Raw genomic sequence first — 21124 nt, 5'->3', positions numbered from 1 at the left:
AAGCTTTTAGATGTGGGTGATGGTAATACACCCACATCGCAGACCTTTCTGTTGTGCCAGTTAAACGCCAGCACGCTTGAGCAGGCCAGCCATCAGTGGCGAGCTTGAACGAACCTGTTTTGATTTGTTCTGTAATGTTTTAGCCAGCGTCGGGTTATTGATGCTTTTGGCAATGTAGGCCATTGAATGATAGAAATCTCCTGCGGATTTCATTTTATTGGCGTCATTTAATGGTGCTAACAGTTGCACCATGGTTGTGCCACTCATCGCTTGTTGGGTGGCGTACTCTTGTACTGCATCGAGTAGAAGATCGAGATCGACCATCGCTTCGGCACTTTCCACACCATGTTTTTTCATCTCTTTGCGGTTACGTTTACGCATTTGCTTAATGACAAAGGCCGGTTTGTTGAGCTTTTTAAAAGCAAAGTAACCAAGAACGACTGCAAGCACGACACCGCCCGCCACATAACCCCAAATAGAACCGGAAGATTCAACAACAGGCTTTAGGGTTTCAACGGTATATTCAACGGTAGTGGGTGTATCAGACATTATTATTTCCTTAGAATGCAGCTTCAAAATCAGAAGCTATTAATTAATCTGGCAGGGGGAAAAGCGCCTTGCGATGAATCAAAGATCCATGAAAAGGAGAGCTTCTGCCTCACATTACTCTCTTTTTGGGGTGAGGAGGCAAGAAAGCAAGTCCATTTTAGGGATTATTAATGAGTTTGTTGATAATTGTGCGAGTTGGTCACACAAATTACGCCATTGCCTCTGTGTGTATGAGCTTAACGAGGTGATATAAAGATTGAAATGCACAGTCGTCATGAGGTTTAATGTTACGGTAACATTCAGTTGGAAAACAGAATAAAAATGAGCAGTATGCAACGTAAAACTAGGCCTACCCTGCAAGATATCGCAGACCGCGTGGGGGTGACGAAAATGACCGTTTCCCGTTTTCTACGCGACCCCAACTCGGTCGCATTGGCAACCCAAGAAAAAATTGCCGCAGTGATTGAAGAGTTAGGTTATATACAAAATCGCGCCCCGGCGATGTTGTCGAAATCGTCAAGTAAGGCGATTGGTATTCTTCTGCCTTCCTTGTCAAACCAAGTGTTTGCCAATTTAGTTCAAGGGATTGAGTCGGTAACCAAAGCAAGAGGTTACGATACACTTATTGCCCACTTTGGTTATAACGTGCAAGAAGAGGAGGAGAAAATTGCCTCGCTGCTGTCGTATCAAGTCGATGGCCTCATTTTGACCGAAACACACCACTCCGAACGTACCATTCAAATGCTAAAAGCGGCGGGTGTGCCAGTGGTTGAAGCGATGGAGCTGCCAGACAAGCCGATCAATATGGCGGTGGGGTTGGATCACGAACAGGCCTCGTATCATGTGGTGACGCAGATGATTGATAGTGGCAAACAGCATATTGCCTATCTCGGTGCGCGTCTTGATACTCGAACGCAGTTGCGGATGAATGGCTATGATCGTGCAATGCAAGATGCAGGCTTAACCGCAGTTCATATCCTAACTCAAGAGCATTCAAGTTTTACTCTCGGCGGTGATTTACTCGAACAAGCCTTAGAAGAGAGGCCAGAGATCAATGGCATCTTCTGTACTAATGATGACATTGCAATTGGTGCCATGATGAAGTGTGCACATCGAGGGCTGAAGATTCCTCAAGATATTGCAATCGTGGGGTATAACGCGCTCGATATAGGTCAAGCGATTTCGCCAAAGCTAACCAGTGTAGAAACGCCTCGGTTTGAGATTGGCAAGAAAAGTGCTGAGCTATTATTGTCCGCATTGGCTGGTGAAGTGATTGAGCAGAAAGTGTTCGACTTAGGCTTTAGTGTCACCGATGGCGAGAGCCTGTAGTCAGCTTGTTATTCAGCCATTGAAGTGGTTGGGTTTGTCACTTCAATGGCTACATCAAACTCATGTTGTATCAATTAGGGTAGAGGAACGAAGCCCCTTGATTGGCGGCAGAGACATTATCTCGGCACACTTTAAACAGATCGCGCCCCCAAGTTTGCTGTGTGAGCTCAGTATCACAAGTGGCGATATCACGGCCTTCGGTTGGCGTTAAGTTCTCTAATCGGCCTGTCACCGCATCGACGCGGATCCTATCTCCCTCTTCAATAAGCGCAATTGCGCCGCCTCTTAATGCTTCCGGTGAGACGTGAATAGCCGCTGGAATTTTACCAGAAGCGCCGGACAAACGACCATCGGTTACTAACGCAACCTGATAGCCTGCTTTTTGTAAGTTGCCCAAAATCGGCATTAACTTATGCAGCTCAGGCATGCCATTGGCTGCTGGCCCATTGAAGCGGACTACAACCACGCAATCTTGATTGAGCTCGCCGCGTTGATACGCCTGCTCAACCTGATGTTGGCAAGCGAACACTTTGGCGGGCGCTTCAACAATGCGATGTTGCTCAGCCACGGCAGAGACTTTGATCACCGCTTGCCCAAGGTTACCCGATAACACTTTAATACCACCAGAGCGCTGAAATACCTTATCAGGCAGGGCGATTACTGAGGGGTTTTTAGTTTGAGTACAGGCTTGCCATTCTAATGTATGGCCCACTAATTGCGGTGATTTTAGCTGATCTGCAAATTCACCAAACACGGGTTTTACGTCGCTGTGAAGTAACTGCGCTTGATGCAGACGCGTCATCAACATGGGTACGCCGCCTGCGAGCTCAAATTCATTGATATCCGCCGAACCATTGGGGTAAACATTCACCACAAGAGGAACGACGTCAGACAGATCACTGATATCTTGCCAAGTCAGCACAATACCCGCCGCGCGAGCAACAGCCAGTAAATGAATGGTATGGTTTGAACTGCCACCAGAGGCGAGCAGAGCCACCAAGCCGTTGACCACACTTTTTTCGGTCACCACCTCATAAAGTGGACGGAAATGCGCCGTGCCATCGCTCATGGCGGCAAGGCGGATTGCGGCATGTTGCGTCAATGCATGGCGCAGTGGGGAAAAGGGAGCGACAAACGCTGACCCTGCCAGCATTAAACCCATCGCCTCAAACACTAATTGGTTGGTATTGGCGGTGCCGTAGAAAGTGCAAGTGCCCGGGGAGTGATACGAAGCGCACTCCATATTCAGCAGCGCGCTATCATCAACCAAACCTGCCGCGTGTTTTTGGCGAACATCGACCTTCTCATCATTAGTAATGCCCGTGGACATTGGCCCTGCGGGAATAAAAGCCGTTGGTAGGTGCGCAAACGCCAGCGCGCCCATCAGTTGTCCGGGCGCAATTTTATCGCAAATACCGAGCAGTAATGTGCCATCAAACATATTGTGGCTGAGTGAAAATGCCGTGGCTTGTGCAATCAAATCGCGTGAGAACAACGACATATCCATGCCTGCTTGGCCTTGCGTTACGCCATCACACATCGCAGGAACGCCGCCAGCAACTTGTGCCGTGTGGCCAAATGGGGCGAGCACTTTTTTGATTTGCTCAGGGTAATCTTTATACACTTGGTGCGCGCTAAGCATATCGTTGTATGCTGTGATAATGGCTAAGTTAGAACGCGTTAAATCGAGAATGTGCGCTTTTTCTTGAGAGCAAGAGGCGGCGACGGCATGAGCCAAATTACCACAAGAGAGTGACGCTTTACCCTTGCCACTGTGCTGTTGTGCCTTGGCGCGGTTAAGAAACTCATCACGCAAAGTACGGCTGCGCTGAATAATTCGTTCGGTGACGGCTGTGATGGTTGGGTTTAAGGTTGTACTCATGCTGACACCTTTTGACCATCTAAAGTGAGCTCGCGCAATGCCACTAGGGCGCGCTCTACAACCTCATCAATATCCGTATCGATATCAACGATAGCGACTTTCACTTCGTTGTCGGGGCGCTCTAGCGTATTGAACTGGCTTTCCACCATGTTCGCTTTCATAAAGTGGCCTTTACGCGCTTGCATGCGCTTCATGATTAAATCAAAACTGCCATCGAGAAAGAGAAAGGTCACATTTTGGTTACCGTCACGGATTTGATCGCGGTAGGTTTTTTTCAACGCAGAGCAAACAATCACGCCGTGCTCATTTTTACTCTCTAAGCTAAAAGCCGCGTCACGGATGCGCTCTAACCAAGGTTTGCGATCGTCATCATTTAGCGGCTCTCCGCCTGCCATTTTGAGAATATTGGCTTTTGGATGAAGGTCGTCACCGTCGATGAATTTCGCCCCTAATTTCTGGGCCAGTTTCGCGCCTACAGTGCTTTTTCCGCAGGCGCATACGCCCATTACAATAATGCTACTACCAGTCATACGGACTCCTTGAGTGGTATTCTGAGCTGGATCTCATTTTTTAAATTCACTTGGAAATATGACTTTATCTTATCCATGTTATCGGTAACATGTTACCCGTAACTTAGAGATTTGTGAACTGAAACACAAACAAAACAATACGTGATATAAGGTGAAGAACATGGAATTGATGACTCAAAGCAGTAACCCTGCTTACCTATTAGCAATCGCGGGATGTGCGATTGCAGCACTACTGATTTTAATCATGAAGTTGAAGATACACGCCTTCGCTTCATTAACCTTAGTCAGCCTCGGCACTGCAATTGCCACCGGCGTTGCGGCGGAAAAAGTGGTCCCAACCATGATGTCTGGTTTTGGTGGAACCCTAGCGTCCGTTGCTTTGCTGGTCGGCTTAGGTGCGATGATTGGTAAAATTTTAGAAGTGACGGGCGGTGCTAAAGTGCTGGCCGATACCTTGATAGGCCGCTTTGGTGAAGAAAAAGCGCCGTTTGCACTGGGTATTGCTTCATTACTGTTTGGTTTTCCCATCTTCTTTGATGCGGGATTGATCGTGATGATGCCGATCATCTTTAGTGTAGCGAAGCGCTTTGGTGGCTCACCACTGAAATACGCGCTACCTTCAGCCGGTGCTTTTGCCGTGATGCATGCCTTTGTGCCGCCTCATCCTGGGCCAGTTGCGGCTTCAGATCTTTTAGGTGCTGATCTTGGTCTGTTGTTGATTGTTGGTATCTTGGTCGCGATTCCTACTTGGTATTTTGGCGCTTACCTCTTTGGCCTGTATGCGGGTAAGAAATTTGATATTCCACTCTCGAAAGCGTTTTTTAATACCGAGCAAATTATTGATGAAAATAAATTGCCAAAATTTGCCACGGTATTAGCGATTTTAGTGATGCCAGTGCTGCTCATTTTTATGGATACAGGTCTTAATACCCTTGCGGTAGCAGGCGTGATTGACGGCAAAGCGCCATTGGTTGAATTCTTACGCATGTTGGGTAAAACCCCGGTGGCACTGTTGCTGACTCTGCTAACTTGTTTACTGGTGTTTGCCAAAGATTTTGGAATGAGCAAGCTGGAAAAACTGTGCAGTGACTCGTTAGCGCCTATCTGTGCGGTAATTCTTGTGACAGGTGCGGGCGGCATGTTTGGTGGTGTGTTGCGCGCCAGTGGCATTGGCCAAGCATTGGCTGACGTGTTATCCGATACAGGCATGCCTATCATAGTCGCGGCGTTTGTTATCGCAACTTGCTTACGTGTGGCGCAAGGCTCTGCCACCGTGGCACTAACCACCACCGCCGCTTTGATTGCGCCAATTGTGGCACAAACCACGGGTTTGAGTGAGTTGGATTTATGTTTTATCGTGATTGCGATTGCTGGTGGTGCAACGGTACTATCTCACTTTAATGACTCAGGCTTCTGGCTGGTTTCTCGCTTGATGGAAATGGATGAGAAAACCACACTCAAAACTTGGACTGTGATGGAAACACTGCTTGGTAGCATCGCGTTTGTGATTGTCGCTGTCCTAAGCTTCTTATTATAAAAAGCGTTTTACTATAAGGTTATGAAATGAAAACTCTTGAACAACGATTGAAAGAAATCAAAATCGTCCCTGTGATTGCGATTAATGATGCTAGCCAAGCGGTCCCTTTGGCCAAAGTATTGGTTGAAAATGGGTTGCCATGCGCGGAAGTGACCTTTAGAACAGAAGCGGCTGCAGAATCGATTCGTTTGATGCGTGCCGCCTACCCAGAGATGCTGATTGGCGCAGGGACAGTACTGACCACGGCGCAAGTAGACCAAGCCATTGAAGCGGGCGTGGACTTTGTAGTCAGCCCCGGTTTTAACCCAACCACGGTGAGATATTGCCAACAGCGTCATGTGGCAATTGTTCCGGGCGTCAACAACCCAAGTTTGGTTGAGCAAGCGATGGAAATGGGTTTGCGCACATTGAAATTCTTCCCAGCCGAGCCTTCAGGTGGCGTGGCCATGCTCAAAGCATTGACGGCCGTTTATCCGGTCAATTTCATGCCAACAGGTGGCGTTAGCCCAAGTAACGTTCAAGACTATTTGTCGATTAAATCCGTAGTGGCGTGTGGCGGTACGTGGATGGTACCGACAGATCTAATGGATAAAGGTGATTGGCAGGGAATTGCGGAATTGGTGAAAGCGCTATAACCCTTTCTATTTTCTTTAAGAACAACGGCTTGCTTCGGTAGGCCGTCTTTTTATTCCGTGCGCACCTCCGACCATTAACGATAAAAGTAATCGAGAGTAACGCGCGATCAAAAATCTCGTTACAATCGTTCTCCTACTCATTTCACGATAAGCCAAGCTATGTACGCAAACCGACGCGCAGAATTAATTTTAGTTATCACGACCTTATTGGCTGCTGCGGGCTGGGTGTTTTCCAAACAAGCCATTCAAGGCCTCCCGCCTTTTGGCTTTATTGGCGTGCGTTTTCTTTTAGCGTCGCTGTGCCTACTGCCATTTTGTCTTAAAGCGCTGCGCCAAGCCTCACTGCACGATTGTTTAAAATCGATGGGTGTGGGCGTGTTGCTAGGTGGCTCGATTTTTTGCTGGATCCACGCGATTTCCATTAGCGACACGCTAGGCGAGGGCGCATTCATCATGAGCCTCTCTATGCTGTTTGTTCCGTTATTAGCATGGCCGCTGTTTGGCACTAAACCGGCGCGCGCATTTTGGTTGTCGCTACCCATTGCACTGATTGGGCTTTTTTTACTGTCGTGGAATGGGGAGTGGGTCGTCGCGACTAGCCAGCTGTGGTTTATGGCTGCGGCCTTTAGCCTGGCATTGCATTTTAACTTTAACAGTCGTTTTTCGGCTAATCTGCCGCCGATGTTGCTCACCACATTACAACTGTTTGTTGGCGGCTGTCTTGGGGTATTACTCTCTTTACTGTTTGAGTCATGGCCAGATCACATAAGTTTGATGACATGGAAGTGGCTTGCTCTGAGCGTATTACTCGCCACCAGTTTGCGGTATTTGATGCAAACCATAGGTCAAAAGCACGCCAACCCCACCAATGCGGCGATATTAATGCTGCTTGAGCCAATCTGGACACTGGTTCTGAGCGTGCTGATTTATGATGAATCGATGCCAGCGAATAAGATTTTCGGCTGCGGCTTGCTGCTCTGTTCGCTTCTTTTCTATCGAATGGGCCATTTTCGTCATCGCTGAAATCATCGCAAATCTTTCAAAACGGTTTTGCTGCATAGTTTCTAGAGCCAAGGTGTGGGTTGGGCTGTAGTCATTGAATGCCTCTTTATCACAATGTGGTGCTATTGTGCATCGTCTAAAGGTTGACAAATATGCTTTTTGGCAGCTTACCAACAGGGTTGTTGATAAAGGTTTGCGCTTTGTTTTCAATGAAGTGAACGTATTTTAGATTATCGCTTAAAGCAGATGAGTATTTTTGCTTTATATACAGAGAAAGAGAAAATCTTTTATGACGTAAAAAAGCCCGATAAGAAGCAGTGTACTTATCGGGCTGAGGTACCAATTAGTGTACCGAAGAAGTGTCAACCGCGTATTTGGGTTTGGGAGCCAGCCAAATAAAGCAAGCCGCGAGTATAAAAATGGTCGCAATCGTCATAAAGAGCTGGTTAGTTGCCACCATTACACTTTGCTTTTGTACGATCCAATCAATCGCATTACGCACTTGATCTAAGCTCATTCCACTAGATTGCATGGTTTGGGTCGCCACACCATGTTGGTCGGTGAGCCCCGACAATTCAGAGTGGACATAGCGGGTATTTCGTTCCCACGCGGTATTGATCATCGAAGTGGCAAATGCACCGGACAATGTCCGAATGAAGTTCATTAAGCCTGCCGCCGATTCCATCTCACTCTCTTTGACACTCCCTAAGGCAATGGCCGTGAGCGGTACAAAGAACAACGGCATACCAATCCCTTGGAAGAAAATGGGCCAACTGACTTGGCTAAACGTCATATCTAAGTTGGCGTAACTTCGGATGAAAGTCCATAAACCCAACCACAACACACCACAAAAGACAAACGGACGAGGATCATATTTGCTCGATAAGTTGGCGATCAATGGCGCAAGAAAGACCGCTAATATCCCCATCACGGCTGTTGCGTAGCCCGATATTGTGGCTGTGTAACCCATGTAAATTTGTAACCACAAAGGCGTGATAACAGAGATGGAAAAGAACGCGCCAAAGGCTAATGAAAGTGTGACCATACTGGTGCTGTAGCCTCGATGGCGGAACACCTTCAGCGCGACAATTGGGTTACGTTCGGTCAACTCCCAAATGAGGAAAGAGACGAAGCCAATTGCCGCCACAACCGCTAAAGCCGCGATGCGTGTTGATTCAAACCAATCATGGTCCTTACCTTCATCGAGCATAATTTGCAGCGCACCGACCCAAATAACCAAGAGGATTATGCCAATAACATCAACGGGTGTTTTACTGGTTTTAGTTTCAAATTTACGCAAAATGCGCCAGCAAACGATCCCAGCAATAATGGCAAATGGCACTTTGCAAAAAAAGATGTAAGGCCAACTAAGTTGGTCACACAACACTCCTCCCAATATTGGGCCCATGATCGGAGCCACTAAGGTTGTCATACTCCAAATACCAATGGCCACATGACCTTTGTTTTTCGGGAAGATACGCATCATCAGTGTTTGCGACAGAGGCATCAATGGCCCGCCAGCTAAACCGAGAAAGACCCGAAACATCACTAAGGTCGACATGTTGGTGGCAAATCCGCACAGCAGTGAAAAAATGCCAAACAAGATAAAGCAGGTAACAAACACTCTGATTGCGCCAAAACGAGAGGCTAACCAACCCGTTAAAGGCACTGAAATCGCTTCTGCTACCGCATAAGAGGTAATGACATACGTTCCTTGGCTGGTGGAAGTGCCAAGGCTACCCGCAATACTTGAAACCGAAACGTTCGCAATAGTGGTGTCTAAGATGGCTAAAAAATTAGCCATCGCAAGGCACAAGGTTCCAAAAAAGAGGGCACTACCAGTCAGTGGCTTGATGCCTTCGGATGCTTGAGTCATCTTGACACCTTAACCTTGATCGCCGCGAATATCGTAGCGAGCACGAGTGAGGTAACTCACGTCTTCTTGTGACAAAGTATCGATAGTCACTGTCATTGAGAGGCCAACTTGCAGTGGGTGGTCATGCAGATCGCGAGGATCTAACTCGATACGAACGGGGAGGCGTTGCACGACTTTTATCCAGTTGCCAGTGGCATTTTGAGCTGGGATCATCGAAAATGCAGAGCCCGTACCACCAGAAATTCCCGTAACTAAACCGTGATAGCGCACATCATCACCATGCAGATCTGATGTCACAGTGACGGTTTGGCCAATCTGCAAATCACGCAGTTCACCTTCTTTGAAATTGGCATCAACATGGATCTGGTCGATAGGAACAATGGTGAGCAGTGGAGCGCCAACGGGCACTTTTCTACCCACTTGAACTTGACGCTTTGCCACAACACCAGCAATGGGCGCATGGATGACGGTACGGGCTAAATCGACTTGTGCTTGCTGATAACGCGCGTTAGCGAGTAGAACTTCGGGGTTGGTTTCCACCGATGTGCCTTGGATCAACGCCGCGTTGGCTTTTTGGTTACCAATGGTCGAAAGCCGAGTCGCTACCGATTGATTCGCCGCGGCCTTCGCTGCATTTAAATTGGCTTGGGCTTGAGTAAAAGACGTTTGGGCGTTCGAGAGTTCTTCACCAGACACTGAGCCTGATTTTACTAGGTCTTGACGGCGAGATAAGTCCAATTTAGCACGTTCAAAATTAGCTTGTGCTACGGCTAATTGGGCTTTAGTCCGGTTTTCATCGGCCATGCGCGCTCGCACTAGGGCATTCAAACCTTCATCGTTGGCAATGTAACTTTCGACTCGGCGTTTTGCCAAAGCCAGATCTGCCTCTGCTTGTATCAGTGCTAAACGTGCGTCGGTGTCGTCAAGCGTTACTAGCACATCCCCTGCATTTACCCATTGGGTGTCCACTACGTCAACTCGGGTCACAATGCCACTGACGGCTGGTGTTACTTCTGCAATTTCTACTGAGGCATAAGCATTGTCGGTAGTGACATAGCGTGAGGCAATGAAATACCAATAAGCAGTGCAACCAAGGGCTGCGATAAGGATAACAATGGCTAAGGCGGCAAAACCTGTAATTCGATTACGGCGCGCTTGATGCGCGTGATCAGATGGTGCGTGTGTCGTGTTCATGAATAGACCTATGGAAATTAAAGTGGGGTAGAGTGGTAACCACCACCCAAAGCATGGATAAGTGCGACATCTAAACTAAAAGAGCGTGATTCCAAATTGACCAAGGCTTGTTGGCTGTTGATCAATGCATTTTCGGCTGTCAGGACATCAAGGTAAGTTGATAAGCCGCCACTGTAGCGATGGCGAGAGGTTTGGTAAGCCACGCTGGCGGCATCAACCGCTTCTTGCATTTTAGCGATACGTGCACTGAGTTTTTGGTTGCTGGTGATGGCGTTGGCGACTTCTTGCAGTGCTTGGATCAGTGTGGCGTTGTACAAGGCGACGGCTTCTTCATAGTGTGATTCTGCAACGGTCAATTGGCCTTCAAGGCGTCCACCCGAAAACAGAGGAAGATAAATCGCGGCACCAACATTGCCGGCATCATTGCCACTGTTGAATAAGCTGTTTAACCCAAATGATTGGTAGCCGATAAACGCAGACAATTTAATGTCGGGATAAAACTGTGCTTTGGCATAGTCGATGCGATTCGCCGCCGCCTGAGCATGCCAACGTGCGATGGAAATATCGGCGCGATGACCGAGTAACCCTAGCGCTAAGTCATCGGGAATACCGATCGCGGTTGAGAACACCAAAGCAGGTCTTGATAGTGACAATCCACGGTCCGGCCCATTGCCAAGTAACGCCGCAATCGCGTTTTTTTGTAGCGCAATTGCTTCTTGAATACTCAGGAGATCGGCTTCGACTAAAGCGGCGGTTGAACGTGCTTGGCTGACGGCCACTTGTGTCTCAAGGCCATTGTTATAACGTTTTGTCAGTAGATCTAACGTGTGATGTTTGATGTCTAGCGCCGCAGTTGCAGTGTCTTGATTGGCGTATAAACGCGCAAGCTCAATGTAGTGATTAACCACGGAAGTGGAGAGAATCAGCGCTGCAGATCTTTGTTGCGCTTGAGCGGCCGCATAATCGAACTGAGCGGATTCAATGAGCGCCTTATTTTTGCCCCAAAAATCAAAATCGTAAGAAAAATCTAAGCCGACAGATCCATAATCATTCCAATTTTCTGGGGGCATATACGCTTGGTAGGCGTAGCTGACTTTGGTTTCAGACGCAGAAGCGGCCATACCCACATTGGGTTTATTCAACGCGCCCGCTTGCTGCGCCATACCTTGCGCATATTTCAAGCGTGCTTGCGCTACTTGCATATCAGGTGAACTGCGCAAGGCTTCATTTACTAATGCATTGAGTTGTGCGTCGTCATAGCGTTGCCACCAGTGATCGTTTGGCCAGTCAATCGCCTTTAGCTCATTTAGCGCCTGTGCATATTGAAAGTGTATTGCTAAATCTTGAGAAGGATCAGCAAGATAAGAGGGAGCAGAACAGGCTGAGAGTAAGACGATATTAAGTATCGAGAACACTCGCAGATGAATAGGTCGCCCTCTAAGGGTGAAGTGAGCACGGCGATGAATTTTCAATGTAGTTTCCTTATAACTAAACTGTACTGTACAGTTATATACTTGACAAGGTTTCGCTGTCAAGGGAAAATCAAAAGCTACAAATTAGAAAGTAGTGGTAGTTATGCGAGTTAAAAGTGAAGAACGTCGACAGGCTATTATCGATGTGGCAAGAGAAGAATTTATAAAGCAAGGATTTACCCGAACCTCTATGTCTGGTATAGCGAAAACCGTCGGTGGTTCAAAAGCGACGCTGTATAACTATTTCAGCTCTAAAGAGGAAATTTTCCTTGCCGTAATGGAATCTACCGCTGCCGAGCTGCGAGCGACCGCGTTCCAAACACTATCGACAAATAAACCACTCAAAGAGACATTGACCACATTTGGTTACCACTATCTCAAGTCAATTTTGTCGGCTGATCTCACAGCAATTCGCAAAATGGCCCTTTCAGAAGCAGAACATTCAGATGTTGGCCGTTATTTTTATCACAATGGCCCACGTAAAGGATGGCTAGAAGTGAGTCACTTTCTGCGCTCTTACATCGAACAAGGGAAATTGCGTGAATGTGATGAGTGGATAGCGGCAAGACAGCTGAAAGTGTTGCTTGAAGCTGAGTTGTTAGAGCCGTATGAACTTGGCGTTATTGCAGCACCAAGCAAAAATGAAATTGAAGCGGTTGTTACAAGGGCTGTTGACACTTTCGCGCTGATTTACGCTAATTGCTGATTAGGATCATCGAGTTCCTCCATCTTTTAGTGGGAGGCTAGCAGAGGGGTTTGCCGTCTCCATAAAACTCATTGAAGTTATTGAAAAAACACCCCACCCTAACCTCCCCCTAAAAGGGGGGAGGAACAGCACCTCTAAAGCATAAAGTAGCAAAACCAAGCCAGCGGTTATGTTGGCCGAATTGGTTCGTATTCTGGGCAGCTTAGCGCTCATCAATAATATTGACGAAGGGAAACGTTGAGCGCAGACTCCGCTCGTTTGTGAGTCCAGTTCGTGTTTGATTATTTTGGAGTTTGTCTTAATGTTCACCCTTCCTCCCGTCGTGATGACTATTGGGCTTTTGTTGATCAGCAACGTATTTATGACCTTTGCTTGGTACGCTCACTTAAAAGATCTCAGCCACAAACCGTGGATTATTGCAGCGTTAGTCAGTTGGGGAACTGCCCTGTTTGAATATCTCTTCCAAGTACCCGCTAACCGGATTGGCTATACGGTATTAAACCTTGGCCAATTGAAAATATTGCAAGAAGTGATCACCTTATCGGTGTTCGTGCCTTTTGCATTGATCTACATGAAAGAGCCTTTCAGGCTTGATTTTGTGTGGGCAGGGCTCTGTTTGCTTGGCGCGGTGTTTTTTATTTTCAGACCGCAAGTCCTCGAAGTACTTGCGAAAAGTATTGGCTGATTGCTGGTGAGTATTTGGCAGGCGACCAATATTTAAGAGGCAAATGCCGGATAAATAAACTCGTAAAAAAAGCCGTTGTGTGGGAAACGGCTTTTTATGGGATTATTCGCTGAATTTCTTAAAAATAATCGAGGTGTTGATGCCACCAAAAGCAAAGTTATTGCTCATTAGGTATCGCACATCCAGCTCACGTCCTGTGCCTGTAATGTAATCAAGATCGCCACATTGCGGGTCGATGTTATCTAGGTTAAGGGTTGGATTAAACCAACCGCTGCGCATCATTTCTAAACCCAACCAAGCTTCAACCGCGCCACATGCGCCCAATGTGTGACCAAAATAACTTTTCAACGAGCTGATCGGCACTTTACCCAACGCGTTTGCGGTGGCGTGACTTTCGGCTATATCACCCCGGTCGGTCGCCGTGCCGTGAGCCGAAACATAGTCAATTTTATCTGCACTTAACTTGGCATCACGCAGCGCCATCTCCATGCAGATTTGCATGGTGTCCATTTGTGGTTGAGTGACATGGGCGGCATCGCAGTTGCTGGCAAAACCGATGATTTCTGCGTGAATGACGGCACCACGTGCGATGGCGTGTTGATACTCTTCAAGCACTAAAGTTCCTGCACCTTCACCAATCACTAAACCATCACGCTGAGTATCATACGGGCGGGGGGTGGTTTTTGGCTGGTCGTTTTTGAGGCTAGTGGCAAATAAGGTATCAAATACGGCCGATTCGGTAGGGCAGAGCTCTTCACCACCGCCCGCCACCATTACGGTTTGGTAGCCGTGTTTGATCGCTTCATACGCGTAACCGATGGCTTGGCTACCAGACGTGCAGGCGCTACTGGTTGGAATGACGCGGCCTTTGAGCCCGAAAAATAGGCCTACGTTCACCGCGGCAGTGTGAGGCATCATCTGCACATAAGTGGTGGCGGTAATGGCTCGAGTGGTTTTTTCGTTGAGCATGACACCAAACGCACCGATGGCATCGGTACTGCCTGTTGATGAACCATAAGCGATGCCGGTTTGGCCATTCGTCAGCACTTCATGACCAATTAAGCCCGCCTGTAGCAGCGCATTTTCGGTGGCAACGGTCGCCAGTTGTGACACGCGGCCCATACCTCGGACTTGTTTACGTTTGTAGTGGCTAGGCAGTGTAAAGCCCATTATTGGCGCGGCGAGTTTAGTGTTTAAACCCTCATACTGCTCATAGGAAGGTATATATTGAGTGGCATTTTCACAAGCTCTGAGTTTTGGCTCAATACTGGCCCAGTCATTACCAAAAGCAGTCACGCCGGACATGCCTGTAACGACAACGCGACGGGTCATACTAAGCCTCCATTAACCGAGATAACTTGGCGAGTAACATAAGCAGCAATATCAGACATTAAATAGCTCACAAGGCCTGCGACTTCTTCGGGTTCACCCATGCGGCGTAAAGGAACTTGTGGCAGTGCGTGCTCTTTGACGTGCTCATCCACCATACCTGTATCGATTAAACCCGGAGCAACACAGTTGACGGTGATTTTGCGCTTAGCCAGTTCAAGCGCGAGCGATTTGGTCGCGCCAATCACGCCAGCTTTGGCGGCGCTGTAATTGGTTTGACCCCGGTTGCCTGTGATGCCCGACACCGACGCTAAAGTCACAATGCGCCCACCTTGGCGTTTTTGCACCATTGGCATCACACAAGGGTGGAGGACGTTATAAAAGCTGTCTAAATTGGTGTGAATTACACCATCCCATTCTTGTTCTGTCATGGCGGGAAACGCCGTGTCACGAGTAATGCCCGCGTTATTGACCACGCCGTAATAAGCGCCATGCAGAGCAATATCGGCTTCTAATACTTCGCGACACTGAGCTCGGTTGCTGATGTCAAATTGAATCAGTCGGCCTGAACCACCGTTTTGCTCGATGGTCGCTAGTGTTTGCAGGGCACCTTGCTGGTCGCCCATGTAATGGACGGCAATGGCAAAACCATCTTTGGCGAGCGCAATCGCAATCGCTTTGCCTATGCCTTTACTCGCACCAGTCACTAATACGTGTCGGGTCATGCTTGACTCCTCATTTTCATTTCTTCTAATTTTTGTTCTGATGGCACATACACATTTAATTGGCATTCGGCCAAAAGCTGGTGTTGGTGCTCGATTCTTGTCTTAAACACAGCCATGCCATTGTCTTGCATTAGCTGTTCAGCGTAGATATCGAGCGTTTGCCCTTTCAGGAATGCATCGCACAGCGCTCGATAACGGCGACTGCCGAGCAGAAAGCCAATCGGCGGTTGAATGCCTTGGACAAGTGAGTGATACCCAGACCACGCGGCAATGGCTTGTGCCATAAACTCGATACCGACATAGGCCGGTATGCTTTGTGTCGCCGGGTCAAAAAACAGGTGGTGCGATTCAATATCCACTTGGCAGTGGATAGATTCGCTCTGTACCTCAAGCGCGCGGTCAATCAAAATCATCGGCGCTTGATGAGGCAGCAGTTGATCAATTGCAGGAAGCTTTGTCATTAACGTAACCAAAAATGAGGCTAATATTGTTGCCACCAAAAGCAAAGGAGTTGCTTAAAATGGCCTTGTTTTCTAAATATTGAGTGGTTTCCACTAGCGTAATATCGATGTCTGGCGCTTTGTTAGCACAGCGCTGAATGGGCAAAGGCAATTGGTATTGCAGTATATGCCAAGCAATGGCGGCTTCGGTTGCACTGGCCGCGCCGAGCGTGTGTCCAGTGAGTGGTTTGGTTGAACTCACCGCAACGTGCTGGCCAAAAACGCGGGAAATCGCTTTACTTTCCATGCTGTCATTGAGCGGTGTTGCGGTGCCGTGAGCGTTGATATAGCCGATATCACTGGCGGTTAATTTGGCATCTTGCAGCGCGTTACGCATTGCCTGTTCTGCACCGTTTCCATCTGGGTGGGGCGCAGAAATATGGTGTGCATCGGAACTGTCGCCTGCGCCTAATAGCGCAATGGCGTGAGCGTGTTGCTGAGACGGCGTTTTACCCAGCAGCATAAAAGCGGCAGATTCACCAATGTTGATGCCATCTCGCTGTGCATCAAACGGTTTACACAAACGTTGAGACAGCGCTTCTAAACCGTTAAAACCATTGAGAGTTAAGCGGCACAAAGTGTCGGCACCACCGACAATCACCGCATCAACCAACCCAGCATTAAGCATTCTTTTGGCGGTGATAAAGACGCGGCCACTGGACGAACAGGCGGTCGAAATGGCGTAGCAGGGGCCGCTTATTGCAAAATAGCGAGCGATAAAATCACTGCAATTGCCTAATTCCTGTTTGTAGTAGTGGTAGTCGCTTGGGAATTCGCCCTGCTCTAATTTGTGGGCGAGTGCGATTTCGCCATCGGCAATGCCGGACGTGCTCGTGCCAACCACCACTGCGATGCGATCTGCACCATAGGTGGCAATCGCGTGGCGGACGCTCGGTTCAATCTGTTGCAGTGCAGAAAGAGCCAGTTGGTTGTTGCGCGTATTGAACGCACTTAAATGCGCTGGGATTTTTGGTAGCGGTTCACTCACTCGGCCTACGATGGTTGGGGTGCCAGTATTGAGCGACGTGCCGTCAGCCACCATGTTGTCACAATAGCCCTGCGCTAAACTTTGGTGAATGTGCGACGAGTCACTCCCCATCGCGCAGTGAAAACCGCAGTCTTGGACATAAATAGGTGAGCGAGAATCAATAGGAGAAGTCGTGGATGAGTTCATGATAGCTATCTACGGTTGTGTGGGCGGCAAAGGGTGCTGGGCACTGAGTGTTTTAATCGTAATGGTGTAATTCAATAATTGATTGTGGAAGCAAATATCGCCCTTCATCGCGAAGGGATGTTGATAATCAATAACAATCACTGTTTCACCCAGTTCATTGATGAGTGTTCGTCTATTCTCATCATCAATGATTTGCCACTTTACCTTATTTAACGAGGCTTCCCAAGCATTTCGCGGCCAGAGCGTGATCATCAGGTTAAAGAGTATCTGTTCGGGCTTCGGCAAGGTGTTTTCTAAGCCAGTGAGTACACTGGTCTCAATAGTATCTTGCTGATAATTGAGCGATAAAATCCTCGTTCCCCAAGATGAAAACCCTGCCAGCACAATCTTGTCATCGGTGACCTGCAACTGGACCGGAAGCTGTTGGTTATGCTGGCCGTTATCATCTTGCCAATGGGCGCTGATCAACTGACTTGCCGTGACTTGGTACCCAAGTTGCGCAGGTTTGGGCAGAGTAACGAATGTGTTGGGGCTAATTTCTACCTGCGTGGAGGCTTGGTTTGGCACTAAAGAGCAGCCAGACAACATCAGTAACAGCAAGGGCAGCGCACGGCGTATTCTCATCATCATAGTTTTTCCTCATGCGCTTTCATGGCGGCAGGTTGTGATTTGATCGCCATTGGTGAAAGCAACCAAGCAACGAAAATGCCGCTCAGTACCGTCAAACCAAAACTGTGGATGGCGTGAGTTTGGCTAAGAGCAAGCAGACCAAACGAGAGCAAAGTCGTTAGTGCCGAAAGGGTTATGGCAAGCAAGGTACTGTGACTGCGGGCTTGTTCGGCAAAAAAGAGCGTGTAATCAATACCGATACCTATCACTAATACCAGCGCTAATAGATTGAATAAATTGAGCGTAGAGCCTGTTGCGACGGTGACGGCTAACCCAGCGATGCAAGCAATCAGCGAAGGTAACATAATGCGAATACTGTGTTTCACGCCGTAGCGCCAAATAGTGAGAGCGCTGATCAAGGTCAGAGCCAGCGCAATTAACTCCATCACTTTAAGGCGATACTGCCCAAACAGGGTTGAGATCTCTTCGGTTTTATTCAAATAGGCGTAGTCGCTATTTTGCGCCGCAAACTGCTTAATTACTGCTGCTTGGTGAACCTCTTTCAACAGCACTACCGCCGCCACTTTTTGCTCAACTTCACCTAAATAAAGAAAGCGCAGCGGCTGGGAAACATCATGGGCTAAATAATGCGCCAGTGTCATGGGCAAAAATGACGCTTCCAGTTTAGGAGTCGAAGATAGTTTCAGCGTGTGAGCCAGTACTGCGCCTTGGTTTGCGTACAGTGCTTCAACCAGTGCGTAGTTTTCTTGCTGACGCTTAAGCGAGCTGATGTTTTGACTTAAACTTTGGTAGCCAGAAAGTACGCCTTGTTGTTGCCATTGTGAAAATTGCGTATCTAATTTTTCTAACTGCTGCATTAATGCTTCATCATCGTTGGCACTGACGACCAACATTTGCTGTGATGATTGAATACCAGTCAAGGCGCTGATTTGCAGCTCTTGCTGTTTCAAGTCGCTAGGCATGGCTTGTAATTGTCGAATGTCATCGTTGTAGTGCACTTGCGTCAGGGCAAGACTGCTGATGATCAATAACGCCGTGGGTAGGCCCCATTTAACCCATGGCTTTTGCCAAAGCGCAAACCATAAGGACCAATAAGTGATGCCGGGAAGCGTTCTCGATGGACTTGGTTTTTTGGCTAAAATCGGATACCAAGCCACGACCGTCGCGTAAGCGGCAACGAGACCTAAGGCGGAAAATAGCGCTAGCTGTTGTAAGCCGGGGAAAGGGGCGACCAGTAGACCGAGATAGCCAATTAAACTGGTGATTAACCCTAAGGTAATGGCCGTCAGAATATGCTTTAGTCCTTGCACGCTGTCCCATTGTTCATTTGCGGCAAGGCGATCGGTCAGGTAGTGAAAGGCGTAGTCGATTGAAACGCCAATCAGGCTGGCCCCAAACACTAAGCTAAACAGATGGAGCTGACCAAAAAACGCGGTGGTGATCACCATGGCAACCACTAACCCAACGGATACCGAGAGCAGTGCCAACAGTAAAGGCATGGCACTGCGAAAAACCAGCATCACCAACAGCACAATGCCGAGTAATGAGAAAAGGCCAATAGTGCTGATTTCTGACTTGGCACTTTGAGTGCCAAAATCGGCGTAAAATAAAACACCAGTGTGATAAATGTCCGCACTAAATTGTTGCTTGATGCGTTGTTGCCATTGAGCAATATCGGGCACCACTTGTTGCGCTTTGAAACTGTATGGTGAGTCGTTGAGCTGCGCGGTGATCAGCACGTATTTTTGGCCTTGATACTCGCGGGTTAAGTATCCATCTTGCAAACGAAAATGAGACGATAGCTGGCTAAGTTGTGCTAAGTAGTCGCGAAATAGCAGAAAAGGGTCGTGACTGAGCTCTTGCCCTGTTACCCCAGAAAAAGGGTTATATAGGGCTTGCACCACCGCTTGCATTTGTTGTTCGGGATGTTGACTGAGCTGATTGCGTTGCTCGTTGGTGAGCAGTTGTGCTCGATGTTGAAAGTAGTAACTGGCCCAAGCGCTCTGTTGAGTGGCATCGATTTTCCCAACCACATCCTTGAAATAGCCACTCTGCTTGAGCTCGCTTTCTAGCGCTGTAACGGATTTGAGCCGGTCAGCCTCATTGGGCGCAGTGACAATAAAGACCACTTTATCGCTCATACTGGCAGTGACTTTTTCAAACGCTTGCTCGGCGAGCACACTTTGCTGGTTGACCGGCAGTAGCTTAAGGATATCCGTCTCGATCGGTGAGGCTGCTGAAAAGAACCACTGCTTGAGTAGTAAGCCAAGACAAAGGGTCACAAAAGCCAACCAGAACAATGCCAGCCGGTTCGATTTAGAAGTTAAACTGTGCTTGCTCAGCATGGGTTAAACGCTCTGGCTGGTGGTTTTGGTTAGTAAACTGAATCTCGGTTTTGTCGCCTCGCACTTCTTGCAGGATCAAACCATCAATGTCATCTCTCCCCGTTAATGTTATCGAGGTAAACACCGAGCTCAGTGGCGCATTTCTCGGCGTTAAATTTAACTGCCACTGGCCATCTTCGCTGTGCAGCGTCATCGTAAATTGTTCATTCAATTGCTGCGTGTCACCATGAAATACCGACAAAAAGAGATGGCTGAAATAAAACGCCATTGGGTTCTCTTTTTCGGTAATCACCTGTGGTGGTTGGTTAGCAAAAGTTTGGCGAAGCTTGTCTTGAGTTAGCACCAAATTAACTGGAAATGGTGAGTATTGTTGCCAAAGTAAGCCATTTTGTTTATCGAGCAAGAATTTCCCGGCTGACGACAATGGTTGTTCGAACATCTCAATATGGCGGAGTTGAGTAAACTCTCCGCGTACGATCTGGTGTTTCGCCAACTGCGCTTGCAGTGAAGCAAGGTCGGTCACCTGTGCCCAGAGTAGGGGCGAGAATAGAGCTAAAGTTAGCCAGAGAAAACGGCGCATCATAATTTCCCATAGGTATGCCAGTGCTGCACTTTGTCGGTAAATATCGTTGGGGAAGCGAAACACATCTCTTGGGTGTCGATGCGAACCGCTACTTGAGTGGTGTGAGCTTTACACATTCGTTGCCCGGTCTGGCTATCAAAAATCATGTAGTCAACACGCAAGCGATTTTCCCATTCTGTCAAGGTCGCTTTGACTCGAATCGTATGGTTGAACGGGATCGCTTTCACGTACTTCACGTGGGTATCAATCACCGGCCATAGGTAGCCCGACTGAGTCATCGCGTGATAGCTGTAATCAATTTTTTCCATCAGCACGCGGCGTGCTTCTTCAAAAAAACGAAAATAATTGCCGTGGTAGATAACGCCCATTGGGTCGGCATCTTGAAACGAGGTGACTAAAGTCACCTCACTTTCCAATGGATGAAGTACATCGCTCATCGCG

Annotated in this window: 20 protein-coding genes; 6 read left to right on the top strand and 14 right to left on the bottom strand. The window is 48.0% G+C overall.

Features of this window, described 5'->3' with window-relative positions; all coding sequences use genetic code 11:
* Positions 1-60 precede the first annotated feature (60 nt).
* Positions 61-549 (bottom strand): hypothetical protein, encoded by a 489-nt coding sequence (locus AACT42_RS07375; protein ID WP_010319103.1) that lies wholly within the window; start codon positions 547-549, stop codon positions 61-63.
* A gap of 321 nt (positions 550-870) precedes the next feature.
* On the opposite strand from AACT42_RS07375, the gene AACT42_RS07370 reads away from it, so the two are divergent.
* Positions 871-1878: a substrate-binding domain-containing protein gene (locus AACT42_RS07370; RefSeq protein ID WP_094132814.1), complete on the top strand. Its 1008-nt coding sequence runs from the start codon at positions 871-873 to the stop codon at positions 1876-1878.
* Between the two features lie 70 nt (positions 1879-1948).
* Here AACT42_RS07370 and edd read toward each other — a convergent pair whose 3' ends face one another.
* Both edd and AACT42_RS07360 read right to left on the bottom strand, forming a co-directional pair.
* On the bottom strand, positions 1949-3760 hold the full coding sequence (edd, locus tag AACT42_RS07365; protein ID WP_094132816.1) for a phosphogluconate dehydratase: 1812 nt from the start codon (positions 3758-3760) through the stop codon (positions 1949-1951).
* Complete coding sequence (locus tag AACT42_RS07360; protein WP_013856467.1) at positions 3757-4290, bottom strand: gluconokinase; 534 nt, start codon at positions 4288-4290, stop codon at positions 3757-3759. Before AACT42_RS07360 ends, edd begins: the two co-directional genes overlap by 4 nt.
* 160 nt (positions 4291-4450) lie before the next feature.
* On the opposite strand from AACT42_RS07360, the gene AACT42_RS07355 reads away from it, so the two are divergent.
* The 3 genes from AACT42_RS07355 to AACT42_RS07345 all read left to right on the top strand — a co-directional run bounded on the left by AACT42_RS07355 (position 4451) and on the right by AACT42_RS07345 (position 7485).
* Positions 4451-5827: a GntP family permease gene (locus AACT42_RS07355; RefSeq protein WP_029388227.1), complete on the top strand. Its 1377-nt coding sequence runs from the start codon at positions 4451-4453 to the stop codon at positions 5825-5827.
* 26 nt (positions 5828-5853) lie between these two features.
* Positions 5854-6462 (top strand): bifunctional 4-hydroxy-2-oxoglutarate aldolase/2-dehydro-3-deoxy-phosphogluconate aldolase, encoded by a 609-nt coding sequence (locus AACT42_RS07350; protein ID WP_017047051.1) that lies wholly within the window; start codon positions 5854-5856, stop codon positions 6460-6462.
* A 159-nt stretch (positions 6463-6621) separates the two neighbouring features.
* Positions 6622-7485: a DMT family transporter gene (locus AACT42_RS07345; protein WP_088728988.1), complete on the top strand. Its 864-nt coding sequence runs from the start codon at positions 6622-6624 to the stop codon at positions 7483-7485.
* 322 nt (positions 7486-7807) lie between these two features.
* Here AACT42_RS07345 and AACT42_RS07340 read toward each other — a convergent pair whose 3' ends face one another.
* The 3 genes from AACT42_RS07340 to AACT42_RS07330 are packed head-to-tail and all read right to left on the bottom strand — an operon-like array spanning position 7808 to position 12000.
* Positions 7808-9340: a DHA2 family efflux MFS transporter permease subunit gene (locus AACT42_RS07340; RefSeq protein WP_094132818.1), complete on the bottom strand. Its 1533-nt coding sequence runs from the start codon at positions 9338-9340 to the stop codon at positions 7808-7810.
* A 9-nt stretch (positions 9341-9349) separates the two neighbouring features.
* On the bottom strand, positions 9350-10534 hold the full coding sequence (locus AACT42_RS07335; RefSeq protein ID WP_094125463.1) for an HlyD family secretion protein: 1185 nt from the start codon (positions 10532-10534) through the stop codon (positions 9350-9352).
* A gap of 17 nt (positions 10535-10551) precedes the next feature.
* Positions 10552-12000, bottom strand: a complete 1449-nt coding sequence (locus AACT42_RS07330; protein ID WP_141192789.1) for an efflux transporter outer membrane subunit — start codon at positions 11998-12000, stop codon at positions 10552-10554.
* Between the two features lie 109 nt (positions 12001-12109).
* Here AACT42_RS07330 and AACT42_RS07325 point away from each other — a divergent pair, with 109 nt between their 5' ends.
* Together AACT42_RS07325 and AACT42_RS07320 are read left to right on the top strand one after the other, a co-directional pair.
* Positions 12110-12712, top strand: coding sequence for a TetR/AcrR family transcriptional regulator (locus AACT42_RS07325; protein ID WP_047687917.1), 603 nt, complete (start codon positions 12110-12112; stop codon positions 12710-12712).
* Positions 12713-13013: 301 nt separating this feature from the next.
* Positions 13014-13397, top strand: a complete 384-nt coding sequence (locus AACT42_RS07320; RefSeq protein WP_094132822.1) for a DMT family protein — start codon at positions 13014-13016, stop codon at positions 13395-13397.
* Between the two features lie 102 nt (positions 13398-13499).
* Here AACT42_RS07320 and AACT42_RS07315 read toward each other — a convergent pair whose 3' ends face one another.
* The 8 genes from AACT42_RS07315 to AACT42_RS07280 are packed head-to-tail and all read right to left on the bottom strand — an operon-like array spanning position 13500 to position 21120.
* On the bottom strand, positions 13500-14729 hold the full coding sequence (locus AACT42_RS07315; protein ID WP_094132824.1) for a beta-ketoacyl-ACP synthase: 1230 nt from the start codon (positions 14727-14729) through the stop codon (positions 13500-13502).
* Positions 14726-15451, bottom strand: coding sequence for a 3-ketoacyl-ACP reductase FabG2 (locus AACT42_RS07310; RefSeq protein ID WP_017045136.1), 726 nt, complete (start codon positions 15449-15451; stop codon positions 14726-14728). Before AACT42_RS07310 ends, AACT42_RS07315 begins: the two co-directional genes overlap by 4 nt.
* Positions 15448-15912 (bottom strand): hotdog family protein, encoded by a 465-nt coding sequence (locus AACT42_RS07305; protein WP_013856475.1) that lies wholly within the window; start codon positions 15910-15912, stop codon positions 15448-15450. Before AACT42_RS07305 ends, AACT42_RS07310 begins: the two co-directional genes overlap by 4 nt.
* Entirely contained in the window at positions 15890-17125 is a 1236-nt protein-coding gene (locus tag AACT42_RS07300; protein WP_094132826.1) for a beta-ketoacyl-[acyl-carrier-protein] synthase family protein, read from the bottom strand. The genes AACT42_RS07305 and AACT42_RS07300 overlap by 23 nt, the downstream gene beginning before the upstream one ends.
* A gap of 9 nt (positions 17126-17134) precedes the next feature.
* Positions 17135-17755: a DUF3261 domain-containing protein gene (locus tag AACT42_RS07295; RefSeq protein ID WP_094132828.1), complete on the bottom strand. Its 621-nt coding sequence runs from the start codon at positions 17753-17755 to the stop codon at positions 17135-17137.
* A complete protein-coding gene (locus AACT42_RS07290) occupies positions 17752-20100 on the bottom strand; it encodes an MMPL family transporter (RefSeq protein WP_094132830.1) in 2349 nt (782 codons plus the stop codon). The genes AACT42_RS07295 and AACT42_RS07290 overlap by 4 nt, the downstream gene beginning before the upstream one ends.
* On the bottom strand, positions 20072-20683 hold the full coding sequence (locus AACT42_RS07285; protein WP_017045141.1) for a LolA family protein: 612 nt from the start codon (positions 20681-20683) through the stop codon (positions 20072-20074). The genes AACT42_RS07290 and AACT42_RS07285 overlap by 29 nt, the downstream gene beginning before the upstream one ends.
* Positions 20680-21120 (bottom strand): acyl-CoA thioesterase, encoded by a 441-nt coding sequence (locus AACT42_RS07280; protein WP_094132832.1) that lies wholly within the window; start codon positions 21118-21120, stop codon positions 20680-20682. The genes AACT42_RS07285 and AACT42_RS07280 overlap by 4 nt, the downstream gene beginning before the upstream one ends.
* Positions 21121-21124: the final 4 nt, after the last annotated feature.

Source organism: Vibrio sp. V15_P4S5T153 (assembly GCF_963874485.1).
GTDB lineage: Bacteria > Pseudomonadota > Gammaproteobacteria > Enterobacterales > Vibrionaceae > Vibrio > Vibrio anguillarum.
Note: the sequence above shows the minus strand (reverse complement) of the source record. Positions and strands in the feature narration are given on the sequence as shown.